Consider the following 16,564-nt stretch of genomic DNA (forward strand, 5'->3'; position numbering starts at 1 on the left):
TTTCTATTTTATTAAATTTAAGACTTGCACCACTCCTTCCGCACAACGTTCCCCGTCGATGGCAGCGGATACGATTCCTCCCGCATACCCCGCTCCCTCACCGCAAGGGAAAAGACCTTTTACCGTGACGTGTTGATAGGTATCCCGATCACGGAGGATACGGACCGGAGCGGATGTACGGGTCTCTACACCGATCATGGTTGCCTCGTTGGTCAAGAAGCCTCTAGAGACCTTACCGAAATAACGGAAACCTTCACGAAGGCGACTGGTCACGAATTCCGGCATCCAAAAATGCAACGGAGAGGCCAGCAGACCCGGCGTATACGAGGAAACCGGTAAATCGAAAGAGTTCTTCTTCCGCATGAAATCATCCATGCGCTGGGCGGGAGCCGTTTGCTTCATGCCTCCATTCAACCAACAGACCTCTTCCAGACGTTCCTGAAAGGCCATCAACGCTAATGGGGAGTCCGCATCCACCTTCTCGCCATTCCGAAGATAAAGCTCCTCCTGCCCTACCAGTTCGGAATAATCTTCCGGACGGATCTCTACCACCATCCCTGAGTTAGACCAGCAGGAACCCCGGTTAGAAGGCGACATTCCATTTACCACGACCTGCTTAGGTCCGCTCGCCGCAGGAACTACGAAACCTCCCGGACACATACAGAAGGAATAGACGCCCCGGTTATTCGCTTGCGTCACAAAACTATACTCTGCCGCAGGAAGATATTTTCCACGACCTTCTTTCCGATGATACTGGATTTGGTCGATCAATTCCTGAGGATGTTCCAGACGAACACCGACCGCGATCCCTTTCGCCTCGATCTGGATCTGGCGTTCGTATAAATAGTTATAGACATCACGGGCCGAATGGCCGGTAGCTAAGATAACAGGCCCGTAAAAGCTCTTTCCCGTATTCGTCTCGATGCCGATCACCTCGTTCTCTTTCATGATAAAAGCATCCATACGGGTCTCGAAATGTACCTCACCTCCGCATCGCTTGATTTGCTCCCGGATATTCTCGATCACACGGGGGAGCTTATCGGTTCCGATATGCGGATGGGCATCCGCCAAGATAGAGGGACTTGCCCCAAACTGGCAAAAGATATTCAGTATCTTATCTACCGAGCCTCTTTTCTTGCTACGGGTATACAGCTTTCCATCAGAATAAGCGCCGGCACCGCCCTCACCAAAACTATAATTTGATTCTCCGTTCACCTTATGCTCACGACTGATCAAGGCGATATCTTTCTTGCGTTCCCGCACGTCCTTACCTCGCTCGACGATGATGGGGCGCAAACCTAACTCTATCAAGCGCAAGGCGGCGAACAGACCTCCCGGACCGGCTCCTACGACGATCACAGGTTTCCCTGCCGAGACATCTTTATACTCTATCGATTGATATTCCGGCTCGCTAGGCATCTCGTTCATGAAAACACGCAGTTTCACGTTGACAAATATCGTTCGCTGGCGTGCGTCTATCGAACGTTTCAATACACGTACGGCCCGGATATTTTTCGGAGCCTCACCCGTCTCACGGGCTACTACTTGCCTTAGCGATTGCTCATTAACAGCCTCTTCCGGCAATATCCTGAGTTGTAATTCTTTTATCATTGTTTATTATATATTAACCGAATAGTTGCCGAAAGGCTTCCTCCACTTTCTTTACCTGTACGATTTGAATCTTGCTCTTCGCCGTATCGAAACCTTTTAGATTATTATGCGGAATGATAATCCGGGAGAAACCCAGCTTCTCCGCCTCCAAGATACGTTGCTCAATACGGTTGACCGGACGGATCTCTCCGGACAAGCCTACCTCTCCGGCCATACAAACACCCGGCTCGATGCTGATATCCAAGCTAGAGGAAAGGATGGAGCTAATTACCGCCAAATCGATAGCCGGATCATTCACTTTCAAACCTCCGGCGATATTCAGGAAAACATCTTTCTGGATCAACTTAAAACCCGCCTTTTTCTCCAATACCGCCAATAACATATTCATTCGGCGTAAATCGAATCCGGTGGCGCTACGTTGCGGCGTACCGTAAACCGCCGAGCTGACCAAGGCTTGCGTCTCGATCAGGAAAGGACGTACCCCCTCGATAGCGGCGGCGATGGCGACACCGCTCAGTCCCTCATGATTCTGGGTTAATAATAACTCGGATGGATTGCTGACCTCACGAAGCCCGTTCTGGCGCATCTCATAAATCCCTAGTTCCGCCGTACTGCCGAAACGGTTCTTGATGCTCCGCAAGATACGATACATATAATGCTGATCGCCCTCAAACTGCAACACCGTATCCACGATATGCTCCAATACCTTCGGACCGGCGATACTACCTTCCTTATTGATATGGCCGATCAATAAGACCGGGACACCGCTTTCCTTGGCGTATTTCAAGATAGCGGCGCTACACTCGCGTACTTGGGAAACACTGCCGGGGGAAGATTCCACGACTTCCGTAAAGATGGTTTGTATGGAATCTATGATCATCAAGTCCGGCTGGATATTGGCCGCTTGCGTAAAAATCTGTTCCAGATGTGTCTCGCATAAGATGAAACAGTTCGGATTATCATGCGATAATCGGTCCGCCCGGAGTTTCAACTGGCGACTGCTCTCCTCGCCCGAGACATATAGGGTTTTCAAGCCTGTCAAGCCCAACACGGTTTGCAAGACCAAGGTAGATTTTCCGATTCCCGGCTCTCCCCCGATCAAGACCAAAGAGCCTTTCACCAAGCCTCCGCCGAGGACCCTGTTTAATTCATCATCTTTTAAATCGATACGGGCCTCCTCTTCCGTCGTTATATCACGCAATAACACCGGACGGATCTTATTGCCCTCCATAATACCGGGAACTGGCCGCTTCACGGCAGGCTCCTTTGTTACGATCTCCTCTACATAGGTGTTCCACTCCCCACAATTCGGGCATTTACCCAGCCATTTCGGGGAATCAGCGCCACAGTTAGAGCAGACATATACGGTTTTTGTTTTCGCCATTCTATCTTGAATTTGGCGTAAAGATACAAAAAACTACTTTTCCCCTACTACAACGATCTTCTTTCCGATACCGCAGCCCTTCTTAATTTCCGGGCTACCTTTCTCCTTATACAAGAATCCGCGGAACATGCCACCACTGTTATAAGGCATGGCGATATTTCCTAGTTTATCCACGGCGATCAAGCCGCCGTTGCCGGCGTTCGTATTCAATTCCGTATGGATGATATAATCCGCCGCTTTCTCTACGCTTTCCTTAAGGTATTTATAGCGGGCACACACATCGAACGCTACCGCATGACGGATAAAATACTCTCCATGCCCCGTACAGGAGACAGCGCAACTGTTATTATCCGCATACGTTCCCGCCCCGATCACGGGCGAATCACCGATACGCCCCCAACGTTTCTTGAACATACCGCCGGTACTGGTCCCGGCCGTTAAGTTTCCTTGCTTATCCAGAACGACACAGCCTACCGTACCGTTCTTCTTACTTTCTTGCTTTAACTTCTCGATCCACTCCATCGTCTTGGGCGTAGCGAAATACATATTGTCTTCTACCATTTCCAAGCCTTGTTCCTTGGCGAACTCCTCGGCACCGGCTCCGCTCAGCATGACATGCGGAGATTTTGTCTTTACGGCATAGGCTGCATTGATCGGATGCTTCACGTGTTTTAGGCCAGCTACAGCGCCTGCGCTTAAATCCTTGCCTTCCATGATGGAAGCGTCCAACTCAAAAGTTCCCTCCGCCGTACAGGTAGCACCAATTCCGGCGTTAAACAACGGATTTCCCTCGAAGTAATTAATGACGGCCATAACCGCCTCCGGTCCCTCGCCTCCCGCCGACAAAACTTTATCTCCAATCATTAAAGCAGAGTCCAATGCGGCGTAATATTGAGCCGACTTAACCGGATCTTCCTCCAATCCGGCCATCGCCCCCGCACCACCATGTACCACGATTACATACTCCCGGTCTTGCGCAAAAGCAATGGATGACACCATCAAAGCCGTCAAGGCTATCATTTGTTTTAACATGCTATTATATTTAATCATTTATACAATGTTCAAAAATAGAACAAATATCTGAATTATCTTAGAGACATAGACTTATTTCCCGATTTTTATCCGTACATTTACTTCGAACGGTAATCTCTTAAATAATAACATTATGGAAGAATACATCGATTCTATCATAAGAGTGGGAAAGATATTGATCGGAAGCATAATGGTCGTGTTCGTACTCTGGTACATCGTAAAGGATATTGTCAAGGCTTATGGGAAAGATTCGCATGAGCCGGATTAAAAAAAGTGCCATGGCGATATGACCACGGCACTTCTCTTCATTATATCATAGAGAGCTATTTCATTCGTTCGTATACCATACCGGTCCCGGCTGGCTGCCCATGACGAACTCCAATGTCGCCCCGCTCATGATTTGCTCGTGGGTGATATAACTCTTATCATAAGGTTGTCCGTTCAGCTTCACGGATTGGATATAAATATTCTCCGCAGAGACCTCGGGAGCCAAAACCGTAAAGGTCTTGCCATTACCTACATGCATCTTCACTTCCGGGAACAACGGGGAGCCGATCTCATATTGGCCACTGATCGGATCAACCGGGTAGAATCCCATGGCGCTAAACACAAACCAAGCGGACATCTGCCCACAGTCCTCATTACCGCAAATACCGTCCGGGGTATTCAGATACAAATCATGTAATACCTGAGCCACGTATTTCTGAGTCTTCCAAGGCTGGCCGACCTTATTATATAAGTAGATCACATGATGGCTCGGCTCATTTCCATGCGCATATTGACCGATCATGCCTGTACTAAAGATAGGCAATTCCTCATCCGATTTGGGGACATAGGTAAACATACTATCCAATTTCTCGGCGAAACGTTCCTTACTTCCTACCAATCCGATCAAACCGTCCAGATCTTGCGGCACGGACCAGAAATATTGCCAACCATTGCTCTCGCAAATATCTTCCGTATAATCATCGGGGCTGAAATTAGCGGCAAAGTTTCCTTTCTCATCACGAGGCTGCATAAAGGAAGTTGCCGGATTGTACACATTATGATAATTCTGTGAACGTTTAAAGAATTCGTCGGCAATCTCTTTCTTACCCATCTTCTCGGCCATCTTAGCGATGCAATAATCATCGTAGGCATACTCCAAGGTCTTCGATAAAGACCAGTTCTCCCATTTTTTCGGATCGCTATAAGCCGGTACGTAGCCCAACTTCTTATAATCGCCGATACCCCGATAGTCATCCCGGTTGGCTGTCGCTATACAAGCCTCCAGCGCTTTCTCGGCATTGAAATCACCGATACCTTTCAGATAAGCGTCTACGATAACGGGCACCGCATGATAACCGATCATCATATTCGTTTCCCAGCCATAAAGGTTCCATAAAGGCAAAGCCCCGTTCTGCTCATAGAACTTCAAGAAACCCTTGATCATATCATTCGCCCGTTCCGGCTCCGTATACGTAAACAACGGATGGGAGGCACGGTAGGTATCCCATAAAGAGAAAGTAGAGTAATTCGTCCATCCGTCCACTTTATGGATTTGCTGATCCGGGCCGTAATAAGAACCATCCACGTCGCTATAGATCGTCGGGGCGATCATGGAATGATACAAGGCCGTATAGAATTTCACCATATCGTCCGTATTCCGGCTTTTCACCTCAATCTTGGAAAGCTGTCGGTTCCAATTCGCGCTAGCCTGCGCTTGATAGTAATCGAAATCATCCTTCGGGGCTTCCGCACGCAAATTCTTTCCCGCTCCCTCCATGCTGACGCCAGAGATTCCGGTCGTGACAAGGATTTCCTCATCCTTCTTCGTATTGAAATCGAAACGGGCCACATAGGCCGTACCGATCCAACCTTTTTCCTTGGTCACGATAGAAGTCGTATCCATATGACAAGCCACGAAAGGCTTAGAGAAACGGGTCTCGAAATAAACATGCTGCAAGGGAGACCAGCCTTGGGATAGGCGGTATCCACGGATCGTCGTAGAGTCTACCACCTCGATCTTGGAATCCAAGGTAAAGTCCCAATTCATCGCCTTCTTCAAGTTCAAGAATACCGAAGCCTCGGCCTCCGGGAAGGTATACCGCTGGATACCGCAACGCTCGGTAGCCGTAAGCTCCACGTTAATGTTATAATCCTTCAGCAATACCCGGTAATATCCTGCGGAAGCCGCCTCGTCATTATGCGAGAACGTGGAGTAAATGCCTAACGGCGCAGGGGCCTCTTTATAAGGACGGGTCACGGGCATAAAAGAGATATCGTATAAATCGCCTGCCCCCGTACCGGAAAGGTGCGTATGGCTAAAGCCGGCGATCGTCGTATCCGGATAGAAATACCCCGAGATGCGATCCCAACCCGGCAAACCGTTATCCGGGCTCAATTGTACCATACCAAAAGGAACTTGGGCTCCCGGGTAGGTATTGCCGGTAAAATCCGTACCGATCATGGGGTTCACATACTGCGAGTAATCCGCCTCCTGTTTCTTTTCAGGCGTGCAGGCCACGAGTGCCAGCAAAGAGACCGCCAATATAGACATGTGCTTCATGTTATGCAATTCGTTTTGAGTTTGAGCAAACATACATAAATTATTTCGAAAGAGAAACAGTTTACGGGGAAAACTTTCTATTTTCATCGGGGTGAAAATCTTTTTTCATTATGATGAGAATCTTTTTTCATCAAGGAGAAAATCTTTTTTCATCAAGACGAGAATTCGGTGGAATCCTTTAACTTTGTACAAAAACTACGATAACATGGAAGATAAAACATCGACACTTCGTTTGATCTATCCCCAATGGCAAGGTGGGATCGTGAATCATTGGATGCCCGACCTTCCTGCGGACGACGCTTCCAGAGGGTATTACCTTGGTGCTCAATTACTCAATATCCTCGCTCCCCCAAGTCCCCAGAAAACCGTGGAAGTACCCATCTCACTAGATATAAAGGATAGGGAAACGGATCTAGGGGTCAGCGCCCGTAAGATTATTCTGAAACAAACAAAAGCGGCCCTTGAATTATTACATGAAAACACTCCGGAAAAGATCGTCACTTTAGGGGGCGAATGTTCGGTGAGTGTCGTACCCTTCACCTATCTGGCCGCTAAATACCCGGATGATATCGCAATTGTCTGGATAGACGCGCATCCGGATATAAACTTGCCGTATGACGAGTATAAGGGATATCATGCGATGGCCCTGACGGCCTGTCTAGGGATGGGTGATGAGGAGATTCTTCAATTATTACCGGGAAAGTTCAAGATCTCGAATAGTTTAATCGTAGGTTTACGCTCGTGGGACGAGGGTATGAAGGAACGGCAGAAAGAATTAGGTATAAAAGGTTTATCTCCGGAAGAAGTGGCGGCTGATAGCTCGCTTATCCTCGAATGGTTGAAAGGGACAGGTGCTTCCAAGGTTGTCATCCATCTCGATATAGATGTCATTGATCCAGCGGATATGATAGCCGGGGGCGGCATAGAACCGAACGGGATGAAAATAAACGAGGTAGTACGTGCCATCAATGACATTGCGTCCGAATACGATCTAGTAGGACTTACCGTCGCCGAACCTATGCCACGGATAGCGATTAAGCTTAGGAATATGTTGAGTCAATTACCACTGTTAAAAGCTTAAGCAATCAGATTGCCGTTCCGGTATTCTGATGGTGAGACTTTCAGCAATCGTTGCACGTAACGGCTGAAAAAAGACAAAGAAGAGAAATTCATATTGTCTGAGATTTCTTTCAATGTCAGGTTCTTGTCTGAAAGCAAGTGGGTAATCCGGGAGATGGTGAAACGGTCTATCCAGTAATTTGCTGTAAATCCGCTTGCTTTCTTACAAACTTCCGTAAGGTATTTAGGCGTAATGCAGAGCCGTGAAGCGTAATAGGATACTTCCCTGTGGTTTCGATAATCCCCCGCTTTTAGCAGATTTATAAATCGCTCCATCAACACGGCATTTTGTTCCGATACAGAGGGAGATTCATAAATTCGTGCATGGAAATCGTAAAGGTCGAGCACGAAAGTTTTAGCCAAACAACCGATTAGTTCGTCATGAAAACGATGCGTATGGTCCGTCAACCGCCTGCGGATAAGTTCAATATCTTCCATAAATATCCGCTGTTCTCGCTCTGTAAGCGACATGATCGGGTTACGGAGTAGTGTCAACTTTCCTATCACGTCATAATCATTTCGAGGGATATTCTTGAATGAAAAACTGTTCGAGATATAAAGTACCGTTACCTGAAAATCGTCGCTTATCTCTATCTTAGATATAAGTTCATTATGAGTAAATATAACGCAATCCCCTTTCCTCATCCGAAACCATTCGCCCGTCATCAGGAATGAAGCTTCACCCTCACGACAAAGCGCATGTGTACAATACCGGTCAAAACTCCCGGAAATCATATCATCGAGGTTGTCAGCAAATAGGATATCCGTATTCATAATCAGCTCTCTTGTTTACAGAGTAAAGATACAGAAAAACACGATATAAAAATAAAATCGAGACTCAACAACCGAAAAAAATGAAAATAGCACCGACTTTTATTTATCGTCATATCCGCTTATCAGACATAACTTTGCGACCACAATTTAAAACAACATTACGATGAACAAAACAGTAAAATTGAACAACGGCGTAGAAATGCCGATCTTGGGTTATGGTGTATATCAAATAGCCCCCGAGGAATGTGAACGTTGCGTATTGGATGCTATCAGCGTAGGCTATCGCTCCATCGACACGGCACAAGCGTACTATAACGAGGAAGGTGTAGGCAAAGCCATAAGTAAATGTGGCGTACCTCGCGATGAATTGTTCATCACCACAAAAATATGGGTGACCAACGCCGGAGAGGAGAAGGCGAAAGCCTCCATCGATGAGTCTCTGCGCAAATTACAGACCGAATATGTTGATCTTCTGCTCATTCACCAGCCTTTTGGCGACTATTATGGAACATATCGTGCCATGGAAGAGGCTTACCGTGCAGGAAAAGCCCGGGCCATCGGCGTAAGTAACTTTTACCCGGACCGTTTTATCGACCTAGCGGAACATGTAAAAATAAAACCCGCAGTGAATCAAGTGGAAACACACGTCTTCAATCAGCAAGTGAAAGCAGAGGAAATCATGCGGGAATATGGTACACAAATCATGTCATGGGCCTCTTTCGCAGAAGGGCGCAATAACTTTTTCACGAACGGGATATTGACGGGAATCGGACAGAAATATAATAAATCCGTGGCGCAAGTCGCCTTGCGCTTCCTCATCCAACGCAACATAGTCGTTATCCCCAAATCCACGCATAAAGAACGGATGGCAGAGAACTTCGACGTATTCAGTTTTGAACTTTCGGAACAGGACATGAATGAAATCGCGAAGTTAGACAAAGCCCAAAGCCTGTTTTTCTCACATTATGATCCGGAATTGATACGGTTCATATTGAGCCTAGAGAAAAACAGATAAACAAGGCCTACACAAAAAGAGGCGTAATCCGTTATGGATCACGCCTCTTTTATATTACATTATTATAACTTTCGGGATTTATTCCTCATTATTATCTTCCTCATTCTCCTCGTCTTCTTCCTTTGGGGCTTTTTTCACGAAGAACGCACTCAACTCATACAAACCGTAGAGCGGTAAGAATACGATACTTAACGTAAACGGATCACTACTTGGAGTGATGAACGCCGCACCAACTAACAAGCCGACAACAGCATGCCGTCTGTATTTATGAAAGAACGAGCGGTTTAGCAACCCTATCTGAGATAATAGCCAAGATACCAATGGCATCTCAAATACGATTCCCATCACGAATATCAACATCAAGAAGTTATCCATGTAAGAATCAAGGGATACCTGTTCCGTAATGGCGGCACTCAACTCGTAAGTCGCCAAGAAACGTAGTGTCATCGGGAACACCAAGAAATAACCCACTGAGCATCCAATAAAGAACATTATCGTTCCGAACAAGAATACCCAACGTACATTTTTCTTCTCATTCTCGTAGAGAGCCGGACTTACGAACTTCCAGATCTCCCACATCAAATAGGGGAAAGTCAATAATAACGCCAGCCAGAAAGAACTTGTCATATGCGTGAAGAACTGGGAAGCCAGTTTGATATTGACAATGTTCACATGGAACGTATCATTACAAAAGTCCGGGAGAAAAGAAAAATGAGAACTAATCTTACACATTTCCCGATAGACGATGAAATCGGAGCTACACGGGGCCATCACGACATTATCGAACAGCCACGGCATTACCGAGAACCCGGCTATAGCAAAAACAAAGAGCGCTAAAACAGAACGAAATAAAGTCCAACGAAGTTCTTCTAGGTGATCCCAGAATGACATTTCTTCTTGTTGCATCTTCCTTTACTTCTTTTCCGTATCGTCTAATTTGATATCGTCTTCCAAACCTTTTACACCGTCCTTGAAATTCTTCACACCCTTACCGATACCTTTCATCAGCTCAGGAATTTTCTTTCCACCGAAAAGTAACAACACAACAATGGCGATGATCACGATCTCGCCAGTACCTAAGTTTCCTAAAAATAGTAATTCATTCATGATATTATAATATTAGTCATTAATATTCTTGTTTCTATGGGGGCAAAGATACAATTTGTAATGAATAGTAGCCTCATTATTCCAAATTTATTACCTTTGCACCGTCTTAAAAAACTGAAATTAGAAAAAAATTAGAAAGATGAAAGCGTACGTATTTCCCGGTCAGGGGGCACAGTTCGTAGGTATGGGCAAAGACCTCTACGATAATAATCCTCTTGCTAAAGAGATGTTTGAGAAGGCTAACGAGATCCTTGGTTTCCGTATCACGGATTTAATGTTTGCCGGAACAGACGAGGATCTGAGACAAACCAAGGTTACTCAACCAGCGATCTTCTTACACTCTGTTATTCTCGCGAAAACATTAGGTGATCAATTCCAACCGGATATGACCGCAGGTCACTCATTAGGAGAATTCTCTGCCTTGGTAGCTGCCGGAGCATTGTCTTTCGAGGACGGCTTGGTATTAGTTTCCAAACGTGCCATGGCTATGCAAAAGGCTTGCGAGGCAACTCCCTCTACAATGGCCGCCGTATTAGCCTTGCCGGACGCGACGGTTGAGGAAATTTGCGCAAGCATCAAGGACGAGGTAGTGGTTTGCGCTAACTATAATTGCCCGGGCCAATTGGTAATCTCCGGTTCTATCCCCGGTATCGATCAGGCTTGCGAGAAGTTATTGGCCGCAGGCGCTAAGCGTGCCTTGAAGTTGAAAGTAGGTGGAGCATTCCATTCTCCATTGATGGAACCGGCTCGTACGGAGTTGGCTGCCGCTATCGAGGCTACGACGATCAATAAACCTTCTTGCCCGGTTTACCAGAACGTAAGCACGAAAGCCGAGACTTGCCCGGAAACAATTAAGGCTAACTTGATCGCACAGTTAACCGCCCCGGTACGTTGGACCCAAAGCGTACAAAACATGATTGCCGACGGTGCCACTCATTTCATCGAGTTAGGCCCGGGTGCCGTTCTTCAGGGATTGGTTAAAAAGATTAATAAGGAAATGACTACGGAAGGTATGCAATAATTTACCTTTCAATGTAATAGGATAAAAGTCCGAAAAGGATGGAGGGTGATTTCCCTCGTCTTTTCCGGACTTTTTTATATACGATGATGATTCGAAAAGATCTTGAATGCTAAACTAATCAAAGGCCAACGTTGTTTTATACTATAAACACAATTCAGAATATAGAAAATGGAAACAGTACAACAGAAAAATAGGATTATCCTACTTTGGCCGGATGGAGCGCCCACTAGTAATGGATTGGCCGGCGTAGAATTGGAAGATGCCCCGAATGCCATATCCAATATATCGAATCCTTCCTTATTGGTTTATCCGGCGACGAAGCCGAATGGCAAGGCGATCTTGATGTGTCCGGGTGGCGGACTTTCCAAGATTTCGATCGGACATGAGGGGCGTGATATGGCCGCATGGTTTAACGCGCAAGGTATTACTTATGCCGTATTGAAATACCGGATGCCGAACGGACATAGGGAAGTCCCTCTGGACGATGTTCGCCAAGGTCTCCGCATCCTCCGTAATTACTCGGAAGAGTGGAAGATTACGAAGGTCGGTGTCATGGGTGCCTCCATTGGCGGTTATATCGCCGGGCATACCGCAATATTCGGGGTAGACGACGCACGTCCGGATTTCCAAATACTCCTTTATCCGGTTATCAGTATGCTACCTCATTTAACGCACCTTAAATCGAGGGAACGGCTATTAGGAGCGAATCCCACGCATGAGGAAGAGGAAGCTTTCTCTCTGGAATTACACGTAAACTCACTGACACCTCCCGCTTTTATAGCGTTGGCTTCGGATGACGAGGCGATTAGCCCGGAGAATAGCGTGCTTTATTATCTTGCTTTACTAAAGAACAAGGTGTCCGCCTCCTTGCATATTTACCCAAAGGGCGGCCATAGTTTTGGGTTCCGGGACAACTTCGTATACAAACGTCAATGGACTGACGAACTGGAGAAATGGCTAAGCACGATTGAATAAGAGACTCGGGTTAAAACCCGAAGTCTCCGTGATCCTCGTCCGCTGCTTCCTCCTCCGTTCCTTTTATATAAATAAAGTCATCTCCCTGACGGATGCAAGAAGAGACTGGTATTTTCTCACTTAAACGTTTCAAGGCTTCTTGATCTTTCACGTAAATCAAGGCTTGATAATCATCGGCCTTCCTATCTCCGACGAACCAGACTCCCGTGAACGGGCAATCTTCCAGCAATTCAGCCAAAGACGTACTGGCGCTTGAGACAGAGATTGGACCTCGCAAATATTTCACCGCACCCGAATAAGGGGAACGAATCCCAAGTATCTCCGGAATTTGAGGAGCCTCCTTACCATCCATCGGTAAATAAAGACGGATCAATTCGTCTACCGCATCCTTAGCGGCCGAGGAACCGGAAGAGAAAACCACCGATACATACTTATTCCCTACCACGGCTTGTAACTGATAGGGAGATAAACAATCAATACATCCCAAGGCATCAGTCCGTTCGCATTTAAATATATGCAAAGAGTAAATACCAAACGCATCCTCGGGGCTAGGCATCTCGTAAATCTCTAGGGTATAATCCTCTCCTTTGTAAACGACATCTCTTGCCGTTAACCGGGAAACGCCATACTCCAAAAACTGCTCGGCCCCTCCATTCATGAAACCATAAAGCCCGGAACCGGTAAATACACGCTCCCGCTTTACCTGTACCCCATCCTGTGCCCATAACAGAACCGGAAAGCAAAGAAAGAGACAACAACGTATCAAACCTCTCATAAATCAATCTCCTTTAAATCCACTTTACTTCGGTCGGCAATCCCGAGCTTTATCTCTTCCGCCAATTCCAAGAAACGCCGGCTACCGGGCTTTTCCTGTTTTTGTATCCCCTCCTCGATCCGCTTAGCGAGTACCATATCGAAACCGACACTATCCACGGCTACCGCATCCGAGCCGAGCAGCAACGCATTGTATTGGCAAATGAACTGGGGATTGGCCTCCGGGCCACCCTCAAAACAGCCTTTCAGCGCATCCACGATGTTCAATACCACCTTATCACGAAGAGGCGGGAAAGCACAAGCATAAGCGCAGGTCTCATGCCATAATTCTTTATGAAGCCTGCTCGTATTCGAGATAGATCCGAACGCTAGGTTCTTCATGCAGGAAGTGATCGAGACTCCGGCGTTTTTCAATACAGGGATATTGATGATCTTAGTCACCATTTCCGTACAGATCTTAGAGAAATAAGACTCCTCTCCCGAGTTAATCATATAGGGCATCGTGTAGGCATCGTATTCCTCCACTATAGCCGCCCGGAAATATTGACTGCGGTCGATACGGTTCTCTCCGTAATACTTTCCATCGGCATCGATATAACTACCGTTCTCGTCTTGATATTCCGTTCCAAGTATACGGATACCGGGATAATTCTCCTCCGTAAAGCCGGACTCTTTTAAATCGACCTCACGACGGTCCCAAATAATAAGATTCTTCCGGGGAATACCTGCTTCCTCCAATTGCTTGATAACGGATTGGGTGACCGCATGTGAAGTAGACAAGAGCTTTCCCGCTATCGGATTTACTTTCAAGCCAATGACATCTTCCGGCCCGACGAAGCGCAGCCAAGCCGCTTTCAGATCACTCTCGCCGGTCAGATATAACATTCCGGATTTAAGCATCTCGTAGGCTACGGCCTCAGATGGTTTACCATCCACGACACCATGGGCGGAATTCATCTTGACTACTTTTCCGGGATATTTACCCGGCATGGAATATTCGTTACGAGGAATAGCCAATGCCTGTTTCACATTGGTTTGGGGCTTCATTTTCTCCGAAGCCAAAGAAGAGGCCGCTTTCGCCACGGGAGTAAGCGCCGCCCCTACACCGCCTAAAGCGATAGATCGAAAGAAGTTACGTCTTTTCATGGGGATATAGGTTCACATTATATTCGTACCAAAGATAGTGAAATATATCCATAAAAAACGGTGCCACACAAGTAAATGCGTGACACCGAAAAAGTATATATAAAACAGACCAAGCAGGTTCGCTATTTAGCGTTCCACCAAAGTGGAGTAGTCGTCAAGTCCGGGCCGCCCAAAAGCTGGAGAGCTTGCGCATAACCCACTTGATTATTCGTTTGGATATTCGCCGGATAACGATAACGTTTCGGGTAGAAATCCCAACGGCATTCCTTAGAGGTAGCGACCGTCAAAGGAACTTGATTCAATGGGTTGTAATCCTTCTCTACCGCTTGGTTCTCGAAGAAAGGAAGACCTAAACGACGATGATCGCTCCAAACCTCTTCCGGCAACCAAGGAACTTGCGCTATATATTTCTGGGTGATAATCTTCGTCAGAGCGTCATTATTATAAGCGCCATTCCGGTAGATCGAGTTATGGGGATATTCATACGTACGGCTTTTTACCTCCTTCGTATATGGGTCCGTATAACGGATCGTATACGATTTCGCCTCTGTCGTATGGTCGAAAGCGACGGAAGTACCTACACGGTTGTATTTCTGAGACGATAGATAATCGCCGACTTGGCTCAATAAGCCATGATACTCAAAACTAGCCGTAACACCAGACTCATAATTGGATTTAGCCGTTCCCGGAACTTTCCAGCCTTTCACCGCAGCCTCCGCCAATAAGAAGTAACTTTCCCACGGGCCGAAAAAGACACGCTTATTGGTGCTCATTCGATATTGTTTCGACATAGAGGGATAATTATAATTCTTACCTGTCAGCTCACTTACCAGACCGGCTTTCACGTCCCATTCTCCGGCGACCCAAGTGCCCCACGTATATTTCGGATCGATCGTCAACATATTCTGGGTATTATCCGCCGGATTCTTCAAGTGAACCGGCTTCACCTCGCTGGCCGCACCGATATAATCGGAATAAACCACGCCATCATCCCAGCCTACTACACTAAACAACTTCGGGGCACGGGGATCTACGTATTGAGGTATACCGTCGAAATAAAAACCGGCGCACGGATCATTCGTTGTCAGCGGGAAGTGCTGGTTCAAATACAAACCTTGATACTCGTACGGATTCTTCAAATGGCTTTTTAAGGAGTCCGGCAACGGAAATTCCTGTCCACCCAAACCAACTACCAAGTTCTTAAACGTCACGGACATCGCCTGCCCATTCCAAGGACGAGACATCACGCTCGTCAGCTCATCCCAACCCTCTTTCTCCTGCACGGAAGCGATATCGGTTGGCTCGGAAATAAATGTCTTAGAGGCGGCATCCTCAAATTCCGCTTTCGCTAAGACAGGATCGACAGCCGAGATACGCATCGCCAAACGCATACGCAAGGAGTTGGCGTACTTCTTCCATTTCGCAACATTTCCCGCATAGAAAGCATCCTCGTTAGCCATAGCGGACATATCCAAGGAGGGGTCCAACGCAGACTCAGCTTCCCGTAACTCTTTCAATATAAATTGATAGATAGCCTCTACACTATCGTACTCAGCCGGTACACCGGAGAAAGCGGCTAACGCTGGGATCGGCCCGAAACCGTCAGCGACTTCCGAGTTCAAGTAAGCACGCCAGATACGGGACATCTGGATTACGTTCTTATAATAGGGATAGGTATCCGCCTCCCCATTGGCAACCATCCGCTCTCCCAGCTGGATCGCTTTGGTCACTTGATTCAGCCAACCTACGGCGTAATCATTACTCAAGTAGATCGTACTATAATCATTGTTATCCGTACCGATCGTAAAACCACTTCCCCTATTGAAACGGGAAGCACGGTCCCAGTACAAGATAAAGATACGCTCGGCTATCTCTGGGTTCATCTGGTCTCCCATGATAGAGGCATTCAGGAACCATTGGGGCTTCACCTTATCCTCTCCCACAAGATTCGGGTCCTCATTGATCTCCTGAAAGTCATTACAGGAAGAAAGAAGAGCGGCCACCGATACCAGTCCGGTAAAAAGTATATTTCTTGTTTTCATCTTCATCATTTTTATC

15 protein-coding genes are annotated in these 16,564 nt (G+C 46.8%); 5 read left to right on the forward strand and 10 right to left on the reverse strand.

Annotated elements, in window-relative coordinates; genetic code table 11:
• Window positions 1-3: 3 nt before the first annotated feature.
• From DW205_RS16865 to DW205_RS16875, 3 genes are read right to left on the reverse strand one after another with little or no spacing between them, the layout of a single operon-like run.
• Window positions 4-1,611: an NAD(P)/FAD-dependent oxidoreductase gene (locus DW205_RS16865; protein WP_005866176.1), complete on the reverse strand. Its 1,608-nt coding sequence runs from the start codon at window positions 1,609-1,611 to the stop codon at window positions 4-6.
• 13 nt (window positions 1,612-1,624) lie between these two features.
• Entirely contained in the window at window positions 1,625-2,995 is a 1,371-nt protein-coding gene (radA, locus tag DW205_RS16870; RefSeq protein ID WP_005866174.1) for a DNA repair protein RadA, read from the reverse strand.
• 33 nt (window positions 2,996-3,028) lie between these two features.
• Complete coding sequence (locus DW205_RS16875; protein ID WP_008778111.1) at window positions 3,029-4,027, reverse strand: isoaspartyl peptidase/L-asparaginase family protein; 999 nt, start codon at window positions 4,025-4,027, stop codon at window positions 3,029-3,031.
• A 133-nt stretch (window positions 4,028-4,160) separates the two neighbouring features.
• Here DW205_RS16875 and DW205_RS22750 point away from each other — a divergent pair, with 133 nt between their 5' ends.
• Window positions 4,161-4,295: a hypothetical protein gene (locus DW205_RS22750; protein WP_005858250.1), complete on the forward strand. Its 135-nt coding sequence runs from the start codon at window positions 4,161-4,163 to the stop codon at window positions 4,293-4,295.
• 60 nt (window positions 4,296-4,355) lie between these two features.
• Here DW205_RS22750 and DW205_RS16880 read toward each other — a convergent pair whose 3' ends face one another.
• Window positions 4,356-6,662, reverse strand: a complete 2,307-nt coding sequence (locus DW205_RS16880) for a GH92 family glycosyl hydrolase (RefSeq protein WP_005866170.1) — start codon at window positions 6,660-6,662, stop codon at window positions 4,356-4,358.
• A 118-nt stretch (window positions 6,663-6,780) separates the two neighbouring features.
• On the opposite strand from DW205_RS16880, the gene DW205_RS16885 reads away from it, so the two are divergent.
• Window positions 6,781-7,656 (forward strand): arginase family protein, encoded by an 876-nt coding sequence (locus DW205_RS16885; protein WP_005866168.1) that lies wholly within the window; start codon window positions 6,781-6,783, stop codon window positions 7,654-7,656.
• On the opposite strand, the gene DW205_RS16890 is transcribed toward DW205_RS16885, so the two are convergent.
• Window positions 7,653-8,468: an AraC family transcriptional regulator gene (locus tag DW205_RS16890; protein ID WP_005866166.1), complete on the reverse strand. Its 816-nt coding sequence runs from the start codon at window positions 8,466-8,468 to the stop codon at window positions 7,653-7,655. The genes DW205_RS16885 and DW205_RS16890 overlap by 4 nt on opposite strands.
• Before the next feature lie 163 nt (window positions 8,469-8,631).
• Between DW205_RS16890 and DW205_RS16895 the strand changes: the two genes are divergently transcribed.
• Window positions 8,632-9,483: an aldo/keto reductase gene (locus DW205_RS16895; protein ID WP_005866164.1), complete on the forward strand. Its 852-nt coding sequence runs from the start codon at window positions 8,632-8,634 to the stop codon at window positions 9,481-9,483.
• A gap of 78 nt (window positions 9,484-9,561) precedes the next feature.
• On the opposite strand, the gene tatC is transcribed toward DW205_RS16895, so the two are convergent.
• Window positions 9,562-10,389, reverse strand: coding sequence for a twin-arginine translocase subunit TatC (gene tatC, locus DW205_RS16900; protein WP_005866162.1), 828 nt, complete (start codon window positions 10,387-10,389; stop codon window positions 9,562-9,564).
• A 6-nt stretch (window positions 10,390-10,395) separates the two neighbouring features.
• A complete protein-coding gene (locus tag DW205_RS16905) occupies window positions 10,396-10,590 on the reverse strand; it encodes a twin-arginine translocase TatA/TatE family subunit (RefSeq protein WP_005858259.1) in 195 nt (64 codons plus the stop codon).
• A 139-nt stretch (window positions 10,591-10,729) separates the two neighbouring features.
• Between DW205_RS16905 and fabD the strand changes: the two genes are divergently transcribed.
• Window positions 10,730-11,611, forward strand: coding sequence for an ACP S-malonyltransferase (fabD, locus tag DW205_RS16910; RefSeq protein WP_005866160.1), 882 nt, complete (start codon window positions 10,730-10,732; stop codon window positions 11,609-11,611).
• Between the two features lie 168 nt (window positions 11,612-11,779).
• Window positions 11,780-12,586: an alpha/beta hydrolase gene (locus DW205_RS16915; RefSeq protein WP_005866158.1), complete on the forward strand. Its 807-nt coding sequence runs from the start codon at window positions 11,780-11,782 to the stop codon at window positions 12,584-12,586.
• Between the two features lie 10 nt (window positions 12,587-12,596).
• Here DW205_RS16915 and DW205_RS16920 read toward each other — a convergent pair whose 3' ends face one another.
• From DW205_RS16920 to DW205_RS16930, 3 genes are all read right to left on the reverse strand, one after another.
• Entirely contained in the window at window positions 12,597-13,361 is a 765-nt protein-coding gene (locus DW205_RS16920; protein WP_005866156.1) for a DUF6599 family protein, read from the reverse strand.
• A complete protein-coding gene (locus tag DW205_RS16925; protein ID WP_005866153.1) occupies window positions 13,358-14,506 on the reverse strand; it encodes a DUF362 domain-containing protein in 1,149 nt (382 codons plus the stop codon). Before DW205_RS16925 ends, DW205_RS16920 begins: the two co-directional genes overlap by 4 nt.
• A 122-nt stretch (window positions 14,507-14,628) precedes the next feature.
• Window positions 14,629-16,548 (reverse strand): SusD/RagB family nutrient-binding outer membrane lipoprotein, encoded by a 1,920-nt coding sequence (locus DW205_RS16930; protein ID WP_005866151.1) that lies wholly within the window; start codon window positions 16,546-16,548, stop codon window positions 14,629-14,631.
• Window positions 16,549-16,564: the final 16 nt, after the last annotated feature.

The organism is Parabacteroides sp. AM17-47 (genome assembly GCF_003434625.1).
Classification (GTDB): domain Bacteria; phylum Bacteroidota; class Bacteroidia; order Bacteroidales; family Tannerellaceae; genus Parabacteroides; species Parabacteroides distasonis.

Excerpts from the sequence above, each read along its gene's own strand:
- DW205_RS16865 (WP_005866176.1), bottom strand. The coding sequence starts at position 1,611 with ATGATAAAAGAATTACAACTCAGGATATTGCCGGAAGAGGCTGTTAAT.
- radA (WP_005866174.1), bottom strand. The coding sequence starts at position 2,995 with ATGGCGAAAACAAAAACCGTATATGTCTGCTCTAACTGTGGCGCTGAT.
- DW205_RS16875 (WP_008778111.1), bottom strand. The coding sequence starts at position 4,027 with ATGTTAAAACAAATGATAGCCTTGACGGCTTTGATGGTGTCATCCATT.
- DW205_RS22750 (WP_005858250.1), top strand. The coding sequence starts at position 4,161 with ATGGAAGAATACATCGATTCTATCATAAGAGTGGGAAAGATATTGATC.
- DW205_RS16880 (WP_005866170.1), bottom strand. The coding sequence starts at position 6,662 with ATGAAAATAGAAAGTTTTCCCCGTAAACTGTTTCTCTTTCGAAATAAT.
- DW205_RS16885 (WP_005866168.1), top strand. The coding sequence starts at position 6,781 with ATGGAAGATAAAACATCGACACTTCGTTTGATCTATCCCCAATGGCAA.
- DW205_RS16890 (WP_005866166.1), bottom strand. The coding sequence starts at position 8,468 with ATGAATACGGATATCCTATTTGCTGACAACCTCGATGATATGATTTCC.
- DW205_RS16895 (WP_005866164.1), top strand. The coding sequence starts at position 8,632 with ATGAACAAAACAGTAAAATTGAACAACGGCGTAGAAATGCCGATCTTG.
- tatC (WP_005866162.1), bottom strand. The coding sequence starts at position 10,389 with ATGCAACAAGAAGAAATGTCATTCTGGGATCACCTAGAAGAACTTCGT.
- DW205_RS16905 (WP_005858259.1), bottom strand. The coding sequence starts at position 10,590 with ATGAATGAATTACTATTTTTAGGAAACTTAGGTACTGGCGAGATCGTG.
- fabD (WP_005866160.1), top strand. The coding sequence starts at position 10,730 with ATGAAAGCGTACGTATTTCCCGGTCAGGGGGCACAGTTCGTAGGTATG.
- DW205_RS16915 (WP_005866158.1), top strand. The coding sequence starts at position 11,780 with ATGGAAACAGTACAACAGAAAAATAGGATTATCCTACTTTGGCCGGAT.
- DW205_RS16920 (WP_005866156.1), bottom strand. The coding sequence starts at position 13,361 with ATGAGAGGTTTGATACGTTGTTGTCTCTTTCTTTGCTTTCCGGTTCTG.
- DW205_RS16925 (WP_005866153.1), bottom strand. The coding sequence starts at position 14,506 with ATGAAAAGACGTAACTTCTTTCGATCTATCGCTTTAGGCGGTGTAGGG.
- DW205_RS16930 (WP_005866151.1), bottom strand. The coding sequence starts at position 16,548 with ATGAAAACAAGAAATATACTTTTTACCGGACTGGTATCGGTGGCCGCT.